Genomic DNA, 18341 nt, shown 5'->3' on the forward strand with positions numbered 1-18341 from the left:
ATTTCTAAAGGAGCAGTCTATGGAATTAGCCAAGTTTAAGTTACATCGCGATGGAGAGAAAATCGTTAGCCTAGACCAGCTCAAAAAGCGTTTGAATCTCTTAGACATTTTAGAGCATGTCAAAGCGCAACTCTACACCACTGGCTACGCTCAAAGGGGGTGTGTCGGTGCTCCAGAGAGTGCAGAGGCGATGAAAACCGCACAAACCTTAAGTAACCTCCATGAAACTCACCAACTTGCCCCAACAACGCACAAGGTTTGGGACAAAAATAGGGTGTGTTGGGGGGGCTGAATGGCTGGTGGTGATCACCAAATTTTCATTGAGACATCCCTAGAAAACATCAAAAAGGCACACAATGAAAACTATTTAAGCATCTTTGCCGGGGCTGGAATCAGTGCAGGGTCTAAATTGCCATCGTGGGACGGATTGATGGAGGCTCTTAGAAGCAAACTTTATGGTGATGCAAAAAGAGATGAAGCGCATCTTAACCTTGCCAAGAAATTTTCTAGCCAGCATGGCGCACTCTCACAAAACGAATTGGTTGATCTGATAAAGAGAGTTGAAGAACAGCTCAAAGAAAAACTTTATGATGAGATCAAAAGAGACAGGGACCATCTTGTCTTGGCCGAGAAGTTTTTCAATCAATTTGGAAACAATGTCTATTACCGCACATTAAGCGAGGTCTTAAAAACTCCGGATGGCAATGATGCCGAGCCCAACACACTACATCTAGAAATCGTTAAACTTAACCTGGGAAACCTCATCACAACAAATTGGGATAATTTATTTGAAAAGGCCATTAGTGCAGAGGGCATGTTTTTTGACATCATCAAAGCCGATGCAGATATGGGAGACTCTGCAGGCTTTTCAAAACTCATCAAAATACACGGAAGTTTGGATAGAAGGAATATTGTTTTTAGAGAAAAGGACTATTTAGAATACAGCCAAAACTTTCCTCTCATTGAAAACTACATCAAGGGGGTTTTCTCAACCGATCTTGTTGTGTTGGTGGGGTATTCTTTGAGCGATCCCAATGTCAAACAAATCATTTCTTGGGTGAATTCTTGCTCAAAGAATGTAAAACCGATTTACTTTATTAAAACAAATGCTAAATTTGAACCGATCGAGTTTGGGTTTTATCAAAACAAAAATATCCATGTCTTGTATCTTAGTGAGGTTTTTGGCAAGGGATTAGACAATGCACAAGAGCATGTAGAGGAATTAAAAGATTTCTTTAAGGAAATTAAAGAAAAGCATGGCGAAAGGCTGGTTTTAAAGAATCACGAAGTACAAGATATCGGAGATATTCTCCTATCATTTGACTTTAATGTGTTGCAACAAAAGATAGATGCTTTAGAGATGTCCAAAGAATTGTCTCTTAAAGACAAGCTTTTGAAGTATTTTTTACTTTTTGAAAACCGTATTGATGATGAGATCATGCTGGAAATTTATCAACAATGCCAAGAAGTGTTCGCGAAAACTCGCAGAAATAAAGAATCTAAAATATGGTTTTCGAGTCAATTTAACAAGTGTTGGGGATTTTATCCTGGTGAATGCAACAATCTAGACAGTGGCGCGTGGGAAGACTTTTTGCTTGAATTGCCCTTAAATGAAAAAAGCACGCTAAAGCGCATCTCACGGCTTGAGAATTATTTTGAGCAACAGGTTGCAAGAATCCGCTCATGTTGGGAAAATAGGGGGTATTCTGATCCCAACGACTTTAAACAAGAAATATTGGAAAAACTTCAAGAGTTTAATCGTACGAGGATTGGCAATTGTTTGATCATTCCAAGGCTTGAAAGGCATAGAATGGTTTATACAAGAGCCCTTGAATGCTATTGGTGTCAAACCAGCATTGATCTCCGAAGTACAAACAATATGAAGAGAGAAATACCCATATTGCCAGTAAACGAGGAGATTTTTAGCCATAGCGTTAAATATTTTCAAACCAGAGAATTAAAGGAGATTTTTCGAGAATATTTTACGGGAGTCACTTTTTGTATTAAAATCAATGAGGATTTTTTAGAAAAAATGTTTAAAGGCATTTGTTCCAAATTTAAAACATATGGAGCTTTCACCACTAGGGGTAGTCGTTGGTTTGACAATTTCTTATTCCTAGCCTCGTATTGCTCGCTCACCCAAAACGCTTTTGACAGCATGATAAAAAAAGTCAATGATAAAATCCAAGAGCACAAAAAGGTGGTAAGCCTTGTCCAATATGAAAGAATAGGGCATTTTATAGACGAACAATCCAAAAATAACGCCCTTGATTTGCAAAAGTGCTTGGCTTTGGTGCTGTCTTATCTCAATCTTTTCGTTGAAGATAAGGCTGGAGGGTATGAAATGGAAGCACAGCAAATCTTCTCAAAGATAGTAGAAAAAATAAAAATAACGGGCGAAAAATACCAAAAATTAATCACTGGGTTTATAGACAAGATTCACCAAAAATATATCCGCTTTGTCGACAATGGACAATCTAGTTTCCCAGAAGGCTTGGAAGCCATGATAGATGTCCAAGCCATCCAATACAACCAAACCTTCCTCCCCCTCATCAAAGCCCTTCACCAATCCGGCGATGAGGATGTCAAAAAAGCCATAAAGGACAAATTGCAGTGTATCCTAGATCACAAAGAGGACTATGCGCAAACCAAAGCGCACAAAAAATATTGCCCATGGCTGGAGAAATTGTTGCAAGAAATGCAGGATTGCCCCCATGCATAAGTTCCACTCTCAAGCCAAAATCCACTATAATGAGCTTTTATCTTTTTTATAAGGAGCGTTCCATGAAATTAGCCAAGTTTGCCCTACATTGCGATGGGGAAAAAGTTACGAGTTTAGAGCAACTTAAAGAGCATTTTAATTTGCTGGATATTTTGGAGCACTATAAAAGCGGTACTCTGCACCGCTGGCTTAAGTCAAGAGGGTATGCGAGTGAGTTAGAGGGCGTGGAAGCGATTAAAGCCACAGAGGACGCAGACATTTTAAATGCGTTATGTGGGGTCTTTGGGATTGAGGAGAGCAAGGAGAGTATCCAAGACATGCTAGAGAACCATAAAGACATGCAAGAAAAAGAAGCCCTAGAGACAGAAAAAGAAGCCCTAAGAGCGGAGATTGCAAGCCTAAAGGCACAGCTAAAAACCCTGCAATCCCCCCCCCACAAAACCCAACGCAGCCTAGCAAAACATTAACAAGTCATTACAAAACGCTTGAGGAAAGGTCGAGCAATTATGAGGCACTCAAGCAAAAACTTCTCAACGCCAAAGGTTTAGTAACAGGCAAGGCGGCTTTAAAAGAGTTGCTAAAGGATTACGCCGACTTTTTGGAGAAAGATAAAAACGAAATCGCAGACCATTTAAGCGAGCTGTCTATGCCCTATGTGTTAGGAGACATAGAAGAAAATTTACCTAATGTGATTTTTGCAAGTGTGCTTGGAGCAATGGGTAATCATGGCAACCCCAAAGTTTCTACCGCCTTGTTGTTTTATCTCTTAGCTAGCCCCATTTTTGCAACCCATGAGGCTAAACAATGGAGCGACCACTTACCCCATGACCTAAACGATTTGGCACGCCTTATTGGCAAAAACACCTATCACCTTAACTTAAAGTTTGACACCCTAGCAACAAAAGCCCATGACTTCGGCAAATTGGTTTGTTTTTGTTTCGATAGGGGAGGCTTCAATGTAGCATTAACGAATGAAAACTATGTGGCAAGAGAAATTGGTTTTGTGCTCGATGACAACGATAAACTGCTTAAGAAAATTGGTAAAGGGTTATACATCACCCGCACTCTAAAAGTGGTTAAAGACAGCCAAGCCAGTGGCACACACAGCCTATCCTACCTAGAACTCGACCTTTAAAGGAGACCCCCATGACCCCCATAAATTTAGCCCAACAACTCCAGCAACTCATAGACACCCACGCCCCCATTTTGTATCTGCAATGCCAAGACAAGGACGCTTTAGATGTGCTTGTCGCACAAGTGAGGGAGGGTAGGGAGTGTTTAGAATTTGACAACGCCTTAGGGGCATTAGATTTTCAAAGCAAACGCCCCCTAGATTTAGAGCACCCCCAAGATTTGACAAGCTTTTTAAAAGCCCACTACGACCGCCCCTTTGACACCGAGCTGTTTTTGGTGCTTAAAGACATTGAGAATGAGCTAGAGCAAAGCCCTAGTGCGGTGGCGCTCTTGCAACGCATGGCGCGCTTGATTTTAAACAACGCCGCTTACAACGCCACGATTTTTATTTTCTCCACCCATTTAGGCACGCCCACCATCCCCAAAGAGCTAGAGATTTACACCCGCATTTTTGACATCCCCCTGCCGGATAAAACCCAAATCTTAGATACCATTACAAAGTTTGCCAAAGCCAACCAAATCCCGCTAGAGGAGCAAGTGGCAAAGGAATTAGCCCTAGATTGCAAGGGCTTAAGGGAGGTGCAAATCGAGCAGATTTTACGCCTAGCCTACTATCAAAGGGGGGGTATCAACGCCCAAAGCCGGGACTTCGTGATCCAAGAGAAAGAACAACGCATTAAAAAGACCAATCTTTTAGAAATGGTGCGTCCTAAGGAGGGAGAGGACTTAGCGCACATGGGCGGGCTAGAAAGGCTCAAACACTGGCTAAAAGCGCAAGCGCACATCATCGCCAATTTGGACTTAGCCAGCCAAAGGGGCGTGGATATGCCAAAGGGGGTTTTGGTCGTGGGCGTGCCTGGGTGTGGGAAGTCTTTAAACGCGAAGGCGTGTGCGGGGTTGTTTAAGCTCCCCTTAGTCCGCCTAGATGTGGGGCGGTTGTTTGGCAAATTCATAGGCCAGAGCGAGGAGAACATGCGCGCGGCTTTGCAATTAGCCGAAGCCATCAGCCCCTGTGTGCTGTGGATCGATGAGATCGAAAAGGCGTTTAGCGGCATGGGGGCAAACGAGGGGGCACACGAGGTCAGCAGGCGGCTATTTGGGCATTTTTTGACTTGGATGGAGGAGAAAACCAGCATGGTTTTCATCGTAGCCACAGCCAATGACATCACCCGCTTTCCCCCTGAGTTTTTACGCAAGGGGCGGTTTGACGAGCTGTTTTTTGTGGATTTGCCCGGTGTGGCAGAGAGGGAGCAAATTTTAAAAATCCACCTACAAAAACGCCAGCAAAACCCAGAGCACCTAGACTTAAAAAGCCTTGCCAAAGAGTGCGAGGGCTTTAGTGGGGCGGATTTAGAAAATCTCGTCAAATTAGCGGTGCAAGAGGCGTTTATTAGTGGGGGGAACATAGATAAATATGATTTTCAAGAGGCTTTCAAATCTACTATACCCATCACCAAGACCATGCACGCCAAAATCCACGCCATTCGGGTGCAAGCCCAAAAATTGCACCTAAAAAACGCCGGCGAGTCTGTGGCGTGCGAGGAGCTAATCAGTGAGGACAGGGATTGCAATTACAGCACAAAATTAAGGGAGAAAATCCGCTTAAATGTGCGTAATAAATTAGTGGGGGCTTTGGTGCGTTTGGATAAGAACGCCGGCAGTGAATACGATGCTGGGGAGCTTAGCGACATCTCCACCATGCTTAATTTAGTGCAATCCATTGACAGCTTTTACCAGTCTGTGGAGAGCCTTGTGGTTTCGGCAAGTAACAAAGATTACGAATCCACGCCAACAAAAGGCTTGAGATACGAGGCAAAACGCCCCAATAACCTAAGCTACGACCAAAAGGACTAGCATGCAACCCATAATTTTTAACCCCTCACCCCTACCTAGCCCCATGCCCATGCCCACCCCAGAGCAAGCCCACGCTTTTAGCGCAATTCTAGGGCGTTTCTTAGAGGCGCAAGAAAAGGAGGGCATAGAGGGCATTGAAAAACAATTAGCGCAAGAATTACCCGGATGCGACACCAAAGCCCTAAGAGCCGAGATAGAGGCGGAGGTGAAGATTTACGAGCAAAAGCAAGAATCTTTAGAAAAAGCCCTAGCCAATGGACGCACTAAGGAGCAATGGCTGGCTAGCGAGTTTCATAAAGCCAGCCAAAACCTAGCCACGCAAGAGGTTATGCCCTATCTTAATAACCTAGATCAGACGATCAAGCAAGTTAACCATGAAATGCAAAGTGTCTTACTCACTAACGAGAAGGTCATTAGCCAAAACCCTAATTTAGACGGCTTTATCTCCGAACAACAGCATGCCAATAGCTTTAATCTCAACGCTGCGGCTAGGGGCTCGCAGTATCGGGCAGAGGTGCTGACCCCTGAAGGTGGCTATAGCAAAAACGGCGTGGATATTGTGATTAAAGACGCAGAGGGCAAGGTGGTGAGCCGTTACCAATCCAAATACGGACAAGACGCACAAAGCACACAAAAAGCTTTTAAAGAGGGCGACTATCGGGGGCAACAAAAATTAGTCCCCAGCGATCAAAAGGCACAACTCCAAGAGCAGGGGCTCAAAGTTACCGACAAGCTAGAAGCCCCCGATGGCACGACCAGCACCCCCTTAAGCAAGCAAGAAGTCAAGGACTTACAGAGCAAAGCCCAAAAAGAGGGCAAAATCCCCGAACACACCTACAACGATTACCAAATTAGGGACTTAGCTTGGAGTATCGGCAAAGAGGCGGGCAAGGTGGGGCTATTTAGTGCCGGGGTTTCTTTAGCGATCGATGGCGCTTCGCATATGTTGTCTAAAGAAAAGTTTGACAAAAGCAAGGCACAAGAGATGGCTAAAAGAGCGATCACCACAGGTGCGGATACAACCGCTAAAACCGCCGCCGCTGCCGCCATTAAAGTCGCTGCTGAAAAGGGGATTTTGCCTAAAGCATGTGGGGCTAAAAATGTCTTTGTGGCGCTAGGCACGCTTGCTATAGACCATGTTAAAGTGCTCTACAAATTAGGCAAGGGGGAAATCACGGGCGAGCAGGCGATCGAACAACTCCACATAAACTCTTTATCCACCCTTGCGGGTATTGTTAGTGCCGTTGCAGGCGAGGGGCTGTTTATGGCTATCGGGTCAATCTTTGGACCACCGGGCGCAGTTGTGGGCGGATTTGTGGGGGCGACTTTAGGCTATATAGCTGGCTCAAGTGTGGGGCAGAAAATCGCTGAAGCGTCTAAATCCTTTGCCACCAGCGTGGCAAATGGCCTAAAATCGGCAATCAGTGCCGTAGGCAGTGCCATTAAATCTGTGGCGAGCTCTGTGGCTAGCGGTTTTAAATCTGTTTGCAGCACTATAGCGGGGTGGTTTAGTTAGATTTGCACAAATAGCACACAAGCCAAGCGCCAAGCACCCCCGCCCCAAAAGCAGCGAGGTAGGGTTGTAAATCATAGAGGGCAACTAGCATGAGAGGGACACCAATCCCCCCATAAAAGAGCAAAACGCTTTTGCTTTTAGCGATTTGGAAACAAGAATCCACTTGGTTGTTAAACTCCCCTATATCCATGTCAAAGAGGCGGTCATCGTGCTTTGGGCGGTATTGAATGAGCCATTCGTATTTTTTTCTAAAAATGCGCTCTAATCTCAAATAAAAAGCGTCCAAATACCAAAAGGCACAAAGAGGGATCAGGGCGATTAAAGAGGAAGCCCCCCGCCCCACTTTCAAGGCAAGCACCCCTGCCACCAGCGCCACCGTCCATTTTTTAATTTCTAGGGAATTGGAAGCCATCCTTTTAATGATTTCTTCCAAATTTTTAACCTCTTCTACGAGGATTTTAGAGCGATCGATTTGAGAGTTTTCGGGTTGATGATCCATGTGTTGCCCCTTTATTTTAATTGTCGCACGAGAGAATCGAGTGAGATAAGTTTCATTGCTTTTAGAATGCTGGTTACATTGTAGTAAAAGGGTATCTCTGCACTCTCATTTAACCGCTCTAGACTTGCTTGTATTTGGGGTTGCTTTTGCTTTAAGAATAAGCGCGCGATTTGGAGCTCATAGTAAATCCACGAAGATTGCGTGTGTAGATTGTTTAAATCATCCTGCAGGTCTTGTACCACACCAAGAGAGTGTTTGGTTTCTATAAAAATAAAATACCTGCATGTTTGAATCATTTGGGCTAAAGCGACACAGAGCATGGGGTATAGATTTTTTGCTGCATTGCTCGCCCCAAGTTTTTTCAGTTCTTCTTGTGCCTCATAGACGGATTGCCAATATAAAGAGTCGATAAAGACTCGACATTGTGGTTGTTCTGTTTCAATGCATTCTCTGATGTAGAGGGCTTTATCTTTATCCTTGAAGGCATGGGAAAGAAATATTTGTGATCCCCTAACCTTTGGAAAAAGCAATTTCTGTAATCCGTCTCCACTAATGCCATTTTTACCGCGCACTTTTTTTATAATCTGTGCAACCAAATCTTCTCGCTCTTGGTCAAATTCTTCACATATTGCATCAAATTCTTCACATATCAAATAGGGCAAATCCTCATATAAACATGTGCCACCAATCCTATAAGCTTGATCCATAGTGGCAACCTCCATTTATGCATTATTTAGCCATAAAAAAATACACACTAATTGTAACATAGCCGACCACCTCAAGCCAAAATCCACTATAATGAGCTTTTATCTTTTTTATAAGGAGCGTTCCATGAAATTAGCCAAATTTGCCCTAGCTTGCGATGGGGAAAAAGTTACGAGTTTAGACCAGCTTAAAGAGCATTTTAATTTGCTGGATATTTTGGAGCACTATAAAAGCGGTACTCTGCACCGCTGGCTCAAGTCAAGAGGGTATGCGAGTGAGTTAGAGGGCGTGGAGGCGATTAAAGCCACAGAGGACGCAGACATTTTAAATGCGTTATGTGGGGTCTTTGGGATTGAGGCGGATTTAGAAACGATCAATGCCATTTTAAAAGACCACGAGTACGCTAAGGAGCAAGAGAGGCTACAAGCTGAAATTAAAGCACAACAAAAAACCTTAATCCCCATTGCCACACAAGAGCAAGCCCTAGTCCCTCTAACAGCGCAAAATGCCCTAGTTACCCCCCCCTGCACCGCACGCCCCTAGCTTTACAGATTATCTAAAATCCTACACCGCCCTTAAAAACAAATTCTTTAACGCCCAAAATTTAGAGGAGGGCAAGACAGCTTTAAGGGAGCTCATCCACGATTATAAAGAGTTGCTGGAAATGGATAAACACAATATCCAAAGGGGGCTTTATTGGGAGTGTATGGAGTGTGAAAGTAGGCAAAGCGATAGGGATGAAAATAAAGATTATTTGCTCCCGGCTCTTTTATGGTTGCACCTTGTGCTCCACACAAGTTGGCAGTATGTGTGGTTTGACCTTTACGATGATGGGAACAACTATTGCGCTGAAAACCAAGATGAAATGTGGGTAATTGAACTCAGCTTTGAAAACATGGCACACTTTGTCAAGCCAAAAGTGCTTGTCATTGACAAAGACTGCCAAACCCTAACATTTGACACAATGGTTTGCATAAACTTTTGCTCGGAAACTCACGGGCATTATTGGTATCTTGCAACCACTGAAAATATAACGACATTGGAAGTTGATAAAGACAGCTGTTCGTATAAAAGAGGCTATGGTCGTGGCAGCTTGGATAAGAAACCCCCAAAATACCATTTCTTAAGCGGTGCAGTTAAAATCAACAACACCTACGGCAATGTCCTTTTATCCTACATCGAACTCGACCTTTAAACCCCTACCCCTCAGCCGGTAGTTGCAACGCCGGCAGTGCGGGCATGTCCAGCCCAGCAATGCCCTCTAAAGAGCCGTAGCTTTTATTGACATGGGATAAGATTTTTTTAATCTGCTTTTCTCGCTTGCTCCAAAGCCGCTCCATCGCCCGCTTCTCATCCTCTAAATCCCTTTGCAAGGCGACAAAGCTCTCCACCAAGCCCTGCACATGCTGGCTAAACTCTTGGCTGGTGAGATAGGCATAAAGGTAGTGCATTTTATCCGCCTTGTTCTCTTGGCTCTTATACGCCCCGTGTAAGCGTACCACCATTTCGCGTAAAGCCATACTCAGCCCCTTAAACTCTTGAAAACTACACACCCACACCCCCTCGACCAAGCCCATACGCTCTAAATCCTTAGGCATCGCCTCACTCACCAAAACCCCCACCTCAGCCCCCGCCTCCAGTACATTTGCCTTGAGATCAGCAATCCACTTGCGATCAAACTTCTTTGCCCGCTTGCTCTCGTAGCACACCACCCCACAGCACACACCCCGCTCATTATGCACCCTCTGCAAGCAATCTGCCCCCTTTTGCCCCTTAGGTACTTCGGCGATGGTGTCTTGGGGAAATTGGGCTTTCAAATACCCCTCAATGGCTAATTCTTGCGCCTCGCCTTGCAGTTGCTGGGAGGTGAGCTCAGCACGCTTTTGTGCTTGGTTGATCCCCTCTTTGAGCTTTTTAATCTCCTCCTCTTGTTGCTTAGATTTCACCTCAAAAGTGGCTTGCATTTTCGCCTTCGCTTCCTCTAGTTTGGCATTTAGGCTCAAGGCACTTTCTGCCTCGATTTGTGCCTTAATCTCTTCTTTTTCCCGCTCTAAACGGGCGTTTTTGGCTTGCAAGGCGTGCAATTCTTGCAACTGCTTAGACTTCTCTTGCAACTCTTGCTCCATCGCTTTTAAGGCGTTTTGCTGTTCGGCTTGCATTTGGGCTTTAAGCTGTGCTTGCATTTGCACCCTCTCTTGTGCCATTTGGGCACTTGCCTTGGCTTCTAGCTGGGATTTTTGTGCTTGCAAGGCTTGCTCTATGCCCTCTTGTAACTTCTGATCAAAGGCTTCTTGTTGTGCCTCAAGCTTTTTAAAGGCTTGTTTATATTCGTGGCGTTTGTCCTCCACTTCTTTGTTAAACTGCTCCTTTAGGGGAGCTAGCAAGGCATCATTGGCATCAATGGGCTTAGAACAATGTGGGCAAATGAGGGTTTGCATAGGGACTCCTTATCGCAATGGCATAAATGGCATAAAGGGCGATCCTAACATAAAAGGGTTAAAGTTTAGGGGGTTTAAAAGATTTTATAAAGGCCCCTCTTGTATGGACAAGATGTGTAGGTTTTTAACGCACTAAGCACGCTTTGCAAGTGTTTTTTCAGCCTTTGATGGGTCTTTCTGTCAGGATGGCGTGCCATAGTATTTGGTGTTCTTGGAGTCTGCAAAAAGAGAGCATCAAATCCAATCTTTTAAAGCGTTGTTTGCTCTGGTGGTTAAACAAAAGAAATATTCTAGCCAAAATCGCCAAACGGCAATCATCCATTGTCTTTTGCCAAAGCACGCCTCTAGGCTCTTTTGCAATCCCTTTTGGAAAATTACGAGGTCTTTAGCTTGCACCAATCGCATGGCCTCTAGCCCTTTGGCCAAGCATTTGTCCTGCTTGTGGCAAAACTCTCTACGCTCCCATCGGATAAAAGCACAAACCCGCTGATGTGGCCCAAACTCCACCAACATAGGCGCAAATGTCCCTGTACTTGGAGTGAATGTGGATACACAGAGCATAGAGATGTCAATGTTGCCAAGAACATCTTAAGAGCGGGATTAAAATCTCTTGGGTTGGAAACTATTCTTGCAGACTCTAAAGAGCAAAAGCCTTTCGCGTTCAAAAACGCTGGTTTCTGTTAGTTAGGAAGCCTCCTTCAAGGAGGGGCGATTCACACACCCCAGCTCAAAAGTCTTAGACACTCTATGCTCTAAAATCGATCCCAAAGTGAGAGAAGACGGATTTAGGATAGAGTTTAACATTGTTTAATGCGCCCTTTAAACGCCCTTTAATCAAATAAGATTTATAAGATGATGTTCTCTCACCTTAGCCGGTCTGGCTAACACGCTTAAGACTTCTAGCGTATTTTTAAATTTTAAGGTTTTTCGTGCGTATTCTCATGCAAAAATGGGCGTTCGCGCCCTGTGTTTGGGTTTTGTCTGTGGCTTCTGTCTTTTACTTTGGAGTGGTCGGCACTTACTGGGCGGTTACGGGGGAATTCACCCGCTGGAGTGGGGCTCTCTTGGGCTGGCTGGGCGTGGATACAGCCCACTTAGGCTATTTTAAAATCATCGGTCTTAAGGGCAGTATCTTAGAGCGCATCGATGGGGTGATGGTGCTGGGCATGTTTTTAGGCATGTTGGGAGCGGCAGGTTTAGCGGGGCGCATCGGTTTTAATCTGCCTACAAAGGCGCAAATGGGGCGGGCACTCTTTGGGGGGCTCTTAGCTGGGCTTGGGGCACGCTTGGGACTGGGGTGCAATTTGGCAAGCTTTCTTACGGGCATCCCACAATTTAGCTTGCATGCGTGGTTTTTCACTTTGGCGACCTTGCTTGGCATGGGGCTTGCCTTTAAACATTTGCCCCTTAGTTGCTCTCAAGTCGTGCGACAAAAGCCTCCCAAAATTTTAAACCACGCCTTGGCCCTTTGTGCTTTTGCGGGTTTTATGGGTTTGGCATGGCACTTGCACCACAAGCTTTTTTACGCCCTATGTTTTGGGGCGTTCTTTGGCTTTGTCATTGCTAAGGGGCAGGTTTGTTTCACCACCGCTTTTAGGCATTTGTTTGTGCAAAGGCAGAGCGCACAGGTAGTTGCTCTTGTGTGGGCGATGGCGGTGGGGAGTGTGGGGGTGTTTGTCTATTTGCAGTCAGGCCACTCCGCTAAGATTATGTGGGCAAGCCCGGGCATTGCTTTAGGGGGCTGCTCTTTGGGGTGGGGATTGTGCTGGCAGGGGGTGTGAGTGTGGCTGGATGTATCGATCGATGCAGGGGGATTTGGGGGCTTTTTGGTGGGAGTGGGCAATGTGGCGGGGGCTGGGCTGGTGGCCCTTAGCTGGGATTTTTACGCCCCCTTTGGGTCAGCTTTGCGAAAGTCAATCTTTTAGATTTTCGGGGTGGGCTGTTTTTACAAGCACTGCTGCTTGTGGGGCTGTGGGGGGTGGTGCGGTGCGTGGGGCAAAGCCCCACTAAAAACTAGTCCTGTGGCTGTGCTGGCTGTGCTTGCGCTGGCTGTGCGCTGTCTTGCGGATGTTGGTGCTGGGGGTTAAACCCCTGTCCTTGTGGATTAAAGACATTTTGTGGACCGAAACCTTGCGGATCAAAGCCCCATTGCGGATTATGGGCGTGAAAACCCATAGGGCCAAAGCCCCACAAGGGCACGAAACCAAACATGAACATGCCATGGTGGGCAAAAGGCATGCCCTGCTGTGCAAAACCTTGAAAACCTTGGGGGTTAAAGCTTTGTTGGGGGTTTGCACCTTGTGGACCTTGCGCGCCAAAGGGGGCATAGCCACCAAAGGGGTGTTGTGCTTGGGGATTAAAACCACCCTGTTGAGCAAAACCTTGCGGATTAAAGCTCCCTTGTGGATTGTGCGGGTTAAAACCTTGCGCTTGCGGGCCAAAGCCTTGTTGTGGATTGGAGTTTCCTTGTAGATTTTGGTTGGGCTGTGCGCCGTTAGGGGCTTCTTCGCCTAAAAGGGCGATGAGCGCATCGCGGATGCCCTCAAAATTCTCAAGGGGGTTAGGGAAGGCAAGGTTAAAGATTGCCTCCTTCCCCCCTTTGCTATAGCCGATCTGTAACCCTGAAAAATCAAGGTCTTTGACACAAATATCCACAGCCCCCGGCGTTTGGGCGTACTTCTCAAACAACGCCACCACATTGTGTAGTTGTTTGCTATTCAAAACATCCATAGCGTGTTGTTTATCCATGTAAACTCCTTCTTTAGATTTTTCAAAAACGCTTGATTATAAGACCATAAAACTTAATGCTATATTAAATTATAGATGAATTGATAGCCATCATAGCATATATGATATGTATTAATCAAGTTTATAGTATCACTATAAATTTTATTGAGTGAGTTGACAGAATATTTCACTTGCGCAACACTTTACCCCACTTGCGCGCCCCAAAGCCCCTAGCCTTAGCTAGACAGATGGTTGGCCAGCATTAGCAATCTTGTACAAATATCTGCTCTGTGATCAAGGGGTAATGCCCTTGGGACTTTGGGCATCTATCTTGGCCATGAGAAACAAAAGACTTCCAGCGGAGTGCTTCTGTTTGAAGCCACAATTCCCGGCTAAAGTTAAATCCCCTAACTTTTAGTTATGGGGAGGGTATCAAGATTTGGCTTGTAGGGGGTGTCAAATCACCCCAGAAAAAGGGCATATTTTAAAGCGCGTGTGCTATAATTTGGCAAAAAGGCTTTTTATGTTGCGCTTTGCCCCCTCGCCTACAGGAAGCATGCATATTGGGAATTTGCGTGTGGCTTTGTTGAATTTCATCGTGGCCAAGCTCCTCAAACTCCCCCTCATGTTACGCATTGAAGACACCGACACCCAGCGCAACATTGAAGGCAAAGATGCCGAGATTTTTGGGATTTTAGAGCAGATGGGTGTAACTTGGGATCAGCTCGTCTACCAAAGCGCAAATTTTGCCACGCATTTAGACTACACCCAAAAACTCCTAGACAAGGGTGAGGCTTTTTATTGCCACTGCACTCCCGAATTTTTAGAAAAGAAAAAACAAGAAGCCGTGCAAGCTAAAAGGCCTTTCCGCTACAACGACTCTTGGGCATTGCTAGAAAAGACAAGCAACCCTAACCCTGTGGTGCGCTTAAGGGGGAGCGCACAGGATGTGGTCTTTCACGACCTCATCAAGGGCAGCATCCACTTCAAGGCGGCGGAGTTAGACAGCTTTGTCATTGTGCGCTCAAACCAGGTCCCCACTTATAATTTTGCTTGCGCCACAGACGACTTTAACTATAAAATCACCCACATCATCCGCGGCGAAGACCATATCAGCAACACCCCCAAACAAATTTTAATCAAACAAGCCCTAAGCCGTGTGTTAGGAGTGCCCGAAACGCCCACGATTTACGCCCACTTGCCCATCATTTTAAACGAAGACGATGGCAAGAAGATGAGCAAACGCTATGAAGCGTCCAGCGTGCAATGGCTCTTAAAACAAGGCTTTTTACCCGCCAGCATCGCCAATTACTTAGCCGCAATGGGCTACCAAGCCCCCAAAGAGGTTTTTAGCCTAAGTGAAGCTTTGCAGTGGTTTGCACTAGAAAAGGTCAGCGCATCTAGCGCACATTTTAGCTTGCCTTATTTGCGCCATTTAAACCACGAACACCTCAAAGCTTTAGACCTAGCAAGCCTTGCTAAGGTGTTGGGCATTGAGCCGGCTAAAGCCCCTTTAGCCCAACTTTTCTTAGAGGAGTGCAGTACTTTAAATGAGTTGCAAGACAAGCTAAGCGCCATGTTTGGCCCTAAAGACATTAATAAAGACTACGAAGGGCAAAACTTCTACGATAAATGTACCACGCTTTATCACGCCCTAAAAGCCATGCCCACCGTGGCAGATTTCAACGCTTTTAAACAAGAGGCCATGCAAAAAAGCCAGCTGAAGGGCAAGGACTTTTTCAAGCCCTTAAGGATTTTACTCACAGGGCGAGCGCATGGCGTGGAGCTCGCCCTGCTTTACCCACACCTTGCCCCCTTTTTGGAGCAAATTTTGGTGTTAAAGACAGAACATGGTCGCTAGCACCCTTTTAAGCGCCACTGCCACCATCCTGCGCATCTTGATCAACACTTATATTTGGGTGATCATCATCGCTGCGCTTTTAAGCTTTGTGCGCCCAGACCCAAACAACACCATCGTGCAAATCCTTTACCGCTTGAGCGAACCTGCCCTCAACAAAGCCAAGCAACTTGCCCCCTTTTTGGTGTTTAATGGCATTGATTTATCGCCTCTAGCGGTGATTTTGGTGTTGAAATTCCTTGACATGACCGCCGTGCAGCTCATGTTTAACTATGCACAAGGGTAACTTTGTTTCGGGCATTTTGGCTGTTGGTTTTTTGTGTTGCTTTAAACGCCCAGCACATCAGCCTAGCCTATTTGAAAAGCAAGCCCAAAGGCATCCCTAGAGATTTCTTCATTTGGCTTTACTTGCAAAATCCCAACATCACAGCCGAGCAAGCCAAAGATGCCTACAATCTCATTGCCCACAAAAACCCAAAATTGCAGGAACTTGCCCAAGCAAGGGGAGCTTTAAATTTAATCCCCCACCCTTGTCAAGGCTTGCCCCTAGAAGTTTTAAGCGATAAGGACAGCGCGTGCATCGCCAAAGCTCTAAGCCTTTCTAGTATTTTCACAAAAGCACAAGATCCCAAGAGTGCAGCGATTTTACGCACTTTGCAACCAAAGCTCAAAGGCTACCCCAAACTCTACAAAGCCCTGCAAATTGTGCTCAACCCCACAGATCAAGCCATCTTTTTGCACGCGGGGGCTAGCGCCGTTGCCACCCTTTACAATTCCCTAAGCTACGAGCAAAAGCAGGACTTTTTAGACCGCCCCTTTGACCCCGAAGTTTTGGCGAAATTAGCGAATGCAAACGACCCTAGCTTTAACGACATTTTAAGACGAGTCATTTTAGACAGCCACTTTGCCGTGTTTAAAAAAGCCCTAAGCCGCACCTCCGTCACCAACTCCGACTCTAAAACCTTTTTTCTTTTAGGCATCAATGCTTTGTTGCACCAAGAGGAAATCAGCGCTTTCACCTACTTTGATCGCACAGAAAAGCAGGCGGACAAACCCTTCATGCATGATAAGGCGGTGTTTTGGAAGTATCTACTGAGCCAAAACAACTCTTATTTAGACATCTTGAGCCAAAGCACCAACCCCAATCTCTTTAGCTTATACGCCAATTTCAAGCGCAAGAGCTTGCCTAAATACAACATAGTAACTTCGCTAGGCTTCTTAAGCCACAGACCCCCAAAATTTGACATTAAGGACCCTTTTGCGTGGCAAATCTTTAAAGAGAAAATCCTATCCATCGGTAACAAGCGCGCCTTTTTAAGAGCTCTAAAGCCCTTAAAAACCGAGCAGAGCATGGCGCATTTGGCGTATTTCTTAGAGCGCTATTACAACGATGGGCGGAATTACTTTTTAACCCCCTATGCCAAAAAAGCCCATTTTAAAAGCCTAGAAGAAAAGGCGATGGCTTACGCCATTGCAAGGCAAGAGAGTCTACTGCTCCCCGCTTTGGTGTCTTCCTCTTACGCTTTAGGGCTGATGCAAATCATGCCCTTTAATGTCGCCCCCTTTGCTAAAGCTCTTGGTTTCAACAAAGTCCAGCTGACCGACATGTTCGATCCGCATTTATCCCTCATCTTTGGCAATTACTATTTAAACACCCTTAAAGAGGAGTTTAAAAACCCCCTGTTTGTAGCTTACTGCTACAATGGGGGGCCAAATTTTTTTAGAAAGTTGCTCAAGGAACGCCACTTTTTCACAAGGGGCAAATTCGAGCCATGGCTGAGTATGGAGCTCATCCCCTATGAAGAAACCCGCCTTTATGGGCAAAAAGTCTTAGCAAACTACATCATCTACCAGAGCATTTTTAAACACCACTCTAAGAAAGTCAGCTTTGACTTACAGGGTTTTTTCAACACAATTTTAAAGGACAGACATGATTAACAAATGCCTTTTTCCGGCCGCGGGCTATGGCACCCGTTTTTTGCCCGCCACAAAGGCGATGCCAAAGGAGATGCTCCCCATTGTCAATAAGCCACTCATCCAATACGGCGTGGAGGAGGCGATGGAGGCGGGTTGCACGGGGATGGCGATCGTTACAGGGCGGGGCAAGCGCGCCATTGAAGACCATTTTGACATCAGCTACGAGCTAGAACACCAAATCAACGGCACGCATAAAGAGCAGCAATTAGAGGGCATTCGGGCTTTAATGCAAAATTGCAGTTTCTCTTACACGAGGCAACACGAAATGAAGGGCTTGGGGCATGCCATTTACACAGCACAGACCTTGATTGGCAACGAGCCTTTTTGTGTGCTTTTGGCCGATGACCTTTGCATCAATCGGGGGGGCAGAGGGGTTTTAGCCCAAATGGTCGAGCTTTACGCCAAGTACCAATGTTGCATTGTGGCGATTGAAGAAGTGGCGCTAGAAGAGGTGCATAAATACGGCGTGATTTTAGGCCAAGAGATGGCTAAGGGGGTGTATCAAGTGCAAAACATGGTGGAAAAACCCAAGCTCGAGGAAGCTCCAAGCAACTTAGCCGTCATCGGGCGTTATATCTTAACCCCTGATATTTTTGAAGTTTTAAAGCACACCCCCCCGGGCAAGAACAACGAAATCCAAATCACGGACGCGCTCTTGCAACAAGCGCAAGATAAGCTCGTGTTGGCCTATAAATTTGAGGGCAAACGCTATGACTGCGGGAGTGTAGAGGGCTTTATCCAAGCTACAAACGATTTTTATCAGCTCCAACGCTAGCCATGTATGATTTATGGTTTTATGGCATTTATTGGGTAGCGGGTTTTCTCTTTACCTTCCCCATGCTCTTGGTGGGCTTTGCCTACACCTACTTAAAACCCCGCCCCCGCCCCCAGATGTCCCCCCTTAAGTGATT

General features: G+C 45.7%; 19 protein-coding genes. 15 read left to right on the forward strand and 4 right to left on the reverse strand.

Features of this window, described 5'->3' with window-relative positions; all coding sequences use genetic code 11:
- Window positions 1-19: 19 nt before the first annotated feature.
- The 6 genes from K6J72_RS03750 to K6J72_RS03775 all read left to right on the forward strand — a co-directional run bounded on the left by K6J72_RS03750 (window position 20) and on the right by K6J72_RS03775 (window position 7226).
- Window positions 20-292, forward strand: a complete 273-nt coding sequence (locus K6J72_RS03750; protein WP_221280815.1) for a hypothetical protein — start codon at window positions 20-22, stop codon at window positions 290-292.
- Entirely contained in the window at window positions 293-2722 is a 2430-nt protein-coding gene (locus tag K6J72_RS03755) for an SIR2 family protein (protein ID WP_221280817.1), read from the forward strand.
- Between the two features lie 62 nt (window positions 2723-2784).
- Window positions 2785-3189, forward strand: coding sequence for a DUF4349 domain-containing protein (locus K6J72_RS03760; protein WP_221280818.1), 405 nt, complete (start codon window positions 2785-2787; stop codon window positions 3187-3189).
- A gap of 107 nt (window positions 3190-3296) precedes the next feature.
- The gene (locus K6J72_RS03765; protein ID WP_221280819.1) at window positions 3297-3857 is read left to right on the forward strand and encodes a hypothetical protein; all 561 of its coding nucleotides are present in this window, start codon (window positions 3297-3299) and stop codon (window positions 3855-3857) included.
- A gap of 11 nt (window positions 3858-3868) precedes the next feature.
- Window positions 3869-5710 carry an AAA family ATPase gene (locus K6J72_RS03770; protein WP_221280820.1) on the forward strand — a complete coding sequence of 614 codons (1842 nt, stop codon included), beginning with the start codon at window positions 3869-3871 and terminating at the stop codon, window positions 5708-5710.
- Between the two features lies 1 nt (window position 5711).
- The gene (locus K6J72_RS03775; protein ID WP_221280821.1) at window positions 5712-7226 is read left to right on the forward strand and encodes a TrbL/VirB6 family protein; all 1515 of its coding nucleotides are present in this window, start codon (window positions 5712-5714) and stop codon (window positions 7224-7226) included.
- On the opposite strand, the gene K6J72_RS03780 is transcribed toward K6J72_RS03775, so the two are convergent.
- Complete coding sequence (locus K6J72_RS03780) at window positions 7219-7725, reverse strand: hypothetical protein (protein ID WP_221280822.1); 507 nt, start codon at window positions 7723-7725, stop codon at window positions 7219-7221. The genes K6J72_RS03775 and K6J72_RS03780 overlap by 8 nt on opposite strands.
- Before the next feature lie 11 nt (window positions 7726-7736).
- Entirely contained in the window at window positions 7737-8432 is a 696-nt protein-coding gene (locus K6J72_RS03785) for a hypothetical protein (RefSeq protein WP_221280823.1), read from the reverse strand.
- A gap of 124 nt (window positions 8433-8556) precedes the next feature.
- Here K6J72_RS03785 and K6J72_RS03790 point away from each other — a divergent pair, with 124 nt between their 5' ends.
- Together K6J72_RS03790 and K6J72_RS03795 are read left to right on the forward strand one after the other, a co-directional pair.
- A complete protein-coding gene (locus K6J72_RS03790) occupies window positions 8557-8973 on the forward strand; it encodes a hypothetical protein (RefSeq protein ID WP_221279285.1) in 417 nt (138 codons plus the stop codon).
- Between the two features lie 121 nt (window positions 8974-9094).
- Complete coding sequence (locus K6J72_RS03795) at window positions 9095-9625, forward strand: hypothetical protein (protein ID WP_221280825.1); 531 nt, start codon at window positions 9095-9097, stop codon at window positions 9623-9625.
- Between the two features lie 4 nt (window positions 9626-9629).
- Here the strand turns inward: K6J72_RS03795 and K6J72_RS03800 are convergent, their stop codons facing one another.
- A complete protein-coding gene (locus tag K6J72_RS03800; protein ID WP_221280827.1) occupies window positions 9630-10868 on the reverse strand; it encodes a DUF2130 domain-containing protein in 1239 nt (412 codons plus the stop codon).
- A gap of 929 nt (window positions 10869-11797) precedes the next feature.
- On the opposite strand from K6J72_RS03800, the gene K6J72_RS03805 reads away from it, so the two are divergent.
- Both K6J72_RS03805 and K6J72_RS08345 read left to right on the forward strand, forming a co-directional pair.
- Complete coding sequence (locus K6J72_RS03805) at window positions 11798-12649, forward strand: YeeE/YedE thiosulfate transporter family protein (protein ID WP_260320676.1); 852 nt, start codon at window positions 11798-11800, stop codon at window positions 12647-12649.
- A complete protein-coding gene (locus K6J72_RS08345) occupies window positions 12650-12793 on the forward strand; it encodes a hypothetical protein (RefSeq protein ID WP_260320677.1) in 144 nt (47 codons plus the stop codon).
- A gap of 88 nt (window positions 12794-12881) precedes the next feature.
- Here the strand turns inward: K6J72_RS08345 and K6J72_RS03810 are convergent, their stop codons facing one another.
- On the reverse strand, window positions 12882-13616 hold the full coding sequence (locus K6J72_RS03810) for a hypothetical protein (RefSeq protein WP_221280829.1): 735 nt from the start codon (window positions 13614-13616) through the stop codon (window positions 12882-12884).
- A 502-nt stretch (window positions 13617-14118) separates the two neighbouring features.
- Between K6J72_RS03810 and gltX the strand changes: the two genes are divergently transcribed.
- The 5 genes from gltX to K6J72_RS08350 are packed head-to-tail and all read left to right on the forward strand — an operon-like array spanning window position 14119 to window position 18339.
- Window positions 14119-15456 (forward strand): glutamate--tRNA ligase, encoded by a 1338-nt coding sequence (gltX, locus tag K6J72_RS03815; protein ID WP_221280830.1) that lies wholly within the window; start codon window positions 14119-14121, stop codon window positions 15454-15456.
- Window positions 15446-15739 carry a YggT family protein gene (locus K6J72_RS03820; protein WP_221280832.1) on the forward strand — a complete coding sequence of 98 codons (294 nt, stop codon included), beginning with the start codon at window positions 15446-15448 and terminating at the stop codon, window positions 15737-15739. Before gltX ends, K6J72_RS03820 begins: the two co-directional genes overlap by 11 nt.
- 2 nt (window positions 15740-15741) lie before the next feature.
- Window positions 15742-17391 carry a lytic transglycosylase domain-containing protein gene (locus K6J72_RS03825; RefSeq protein ID WP_221280843.1) on the forward strand — a complete coding sequence of 550 codons (1650 nt, stop codon included), beginning with the start codon at window positions 15742-15744 and terminating at the stop codon, window positions 17389-17391.
- Window positions 17384-18205, forward strand: a complete 822-nt coding sequence (galU, locus tag K6J72_RS03830) for a UTP--glucose-1-phosphate uridylyltransferase GalU (RefSeq protein ID WP_221280844.1) — start codon at window positions 17384-17386, stop codon at window positions 18203-18205. The genes K6J72_RS03825 and galU overlap by 8 nt, the downstream gene beginning before the upstream one ends.
- Window positions 18206-18207: 2 nt before the next feature.
- Entirely contained in the window at window positions 18208-18339 is a 132-nt protein-coding gene (locus tag K6J72_RS08350; RefSeq protein ID WP_260320678.1) for a hypothetical protein, read from the forward strand.
- The last annotated feature ends 2 nt before the right edge of the window (window positions 18340-18341 follow it).

The organism is Helicobacter sp. NHP19-003 (assembly GCF_019703305.1).
In the GTDB taxonomy this organism is placed as follows: Bacteria; Campylobacterota; Campylobacteria; order Campylobacterales; family Helicobacteraceae; genus Helicobacter; species Helicobacter gastrocanis.

Coding starts and splice junctions, on each gene's coding strand:
- K6J72_RS03820 (WP_221280832.1), top strand. CDS start 15,446: ATGGTCGCTAGCACCCTTTTAAGCGCCACTGCCACCATCCTGCGCATC.
- K6J72_RS03800 (WP_221280827.1), bottom strand. CDS start 10,868: ATGCAAACCCTCATTTGCCCACATTGTTCTAAGCCCATTGATGCCAAT.
- K6J72_RS03780 (WP_221280822.1), bottom strand. CDS start 7,725: ATGGATCATCAACCCGAAAACTCTCAAATCGATCGCTCTAAAATCCTC.
- K6J72_RS03790 (WP_221279285.1), top strand. CDS start 8,557: ATGAAATTAGCCAAATTTGCCCTAGCTTGCGATGGGGAAAAAGTTACG.
- K6J72_RS03750 (WP_221280815.1), top strand. CDS start 20: ATGGAATTAGCCAAGTTTAAGTTACATCGCGATGGAGAGAAAATCGTT.
- K6J72_RS03770 (WP_221280820.1), top strand. CDS start 3,869: ATGACCCCCATAAATTTAGCCCAACAACTCCAGCAACTCATAGACACC.
- K6J72_RS08350 (WP_260320678.1), top strand. CDS start 18,208: ATGTATGATTTATGGTTTTATGGCATTTATTGGGTAGCGGGTTTTCTC.
- K6J72_RS03795 (WP_221280825.1), top strand. CDS start 9,095: ATGGATAAACACAATATCCAAAGGGGGCTTTATTGGGAGTGTATGGAG.
- gltX (WP_221280830.1), top strand. CDS start 14,119: ATGTTGCGCTTTGCCCCCTCGCCTACAGGAAGCATGCATATTGGGAAT.
- K6J72_RS03810 (WP_221280829.1), bottom strand. CDS start 13,616: ATGGATAAACAACACGCTATGGATGTTTTGAATAGCAAACAACTACAC.
- galU (WP_221280844.1), top strand. CDS start 17,384: ATGATTAACAAATGCCTTTTTCCGGCCGCGGGCTATGGCACCCGTTTT.
- K6J72_RS03755 (WP_221280817.1), top strand. CDS start 293: ATGGCTGGTGGTGATCACCAAATTTTCATTGAGACATCCCTAGAAAAC.
- K6J72_RS03785 (WP_221280823.1), bottom strand. CDS start 8,432: ATGGATCAAGCTTATAGGATTGGTGGCACATGTTTATATGAGGATTTG.
- K6J72_RS03760 (WP_221280818.1), top strand. CDS start 2,785: ATGAAATTAGCCAAGTTTGCCCTACATTGCGATGGGGAAAAAGTTACG.
- K6J72_RS03775 (WP_221280821.1), top strand. CDS start 5,712: ATGCAACCCATAATTTTTAACCCCTCACCCCTACCTAGCCCCATGCCC.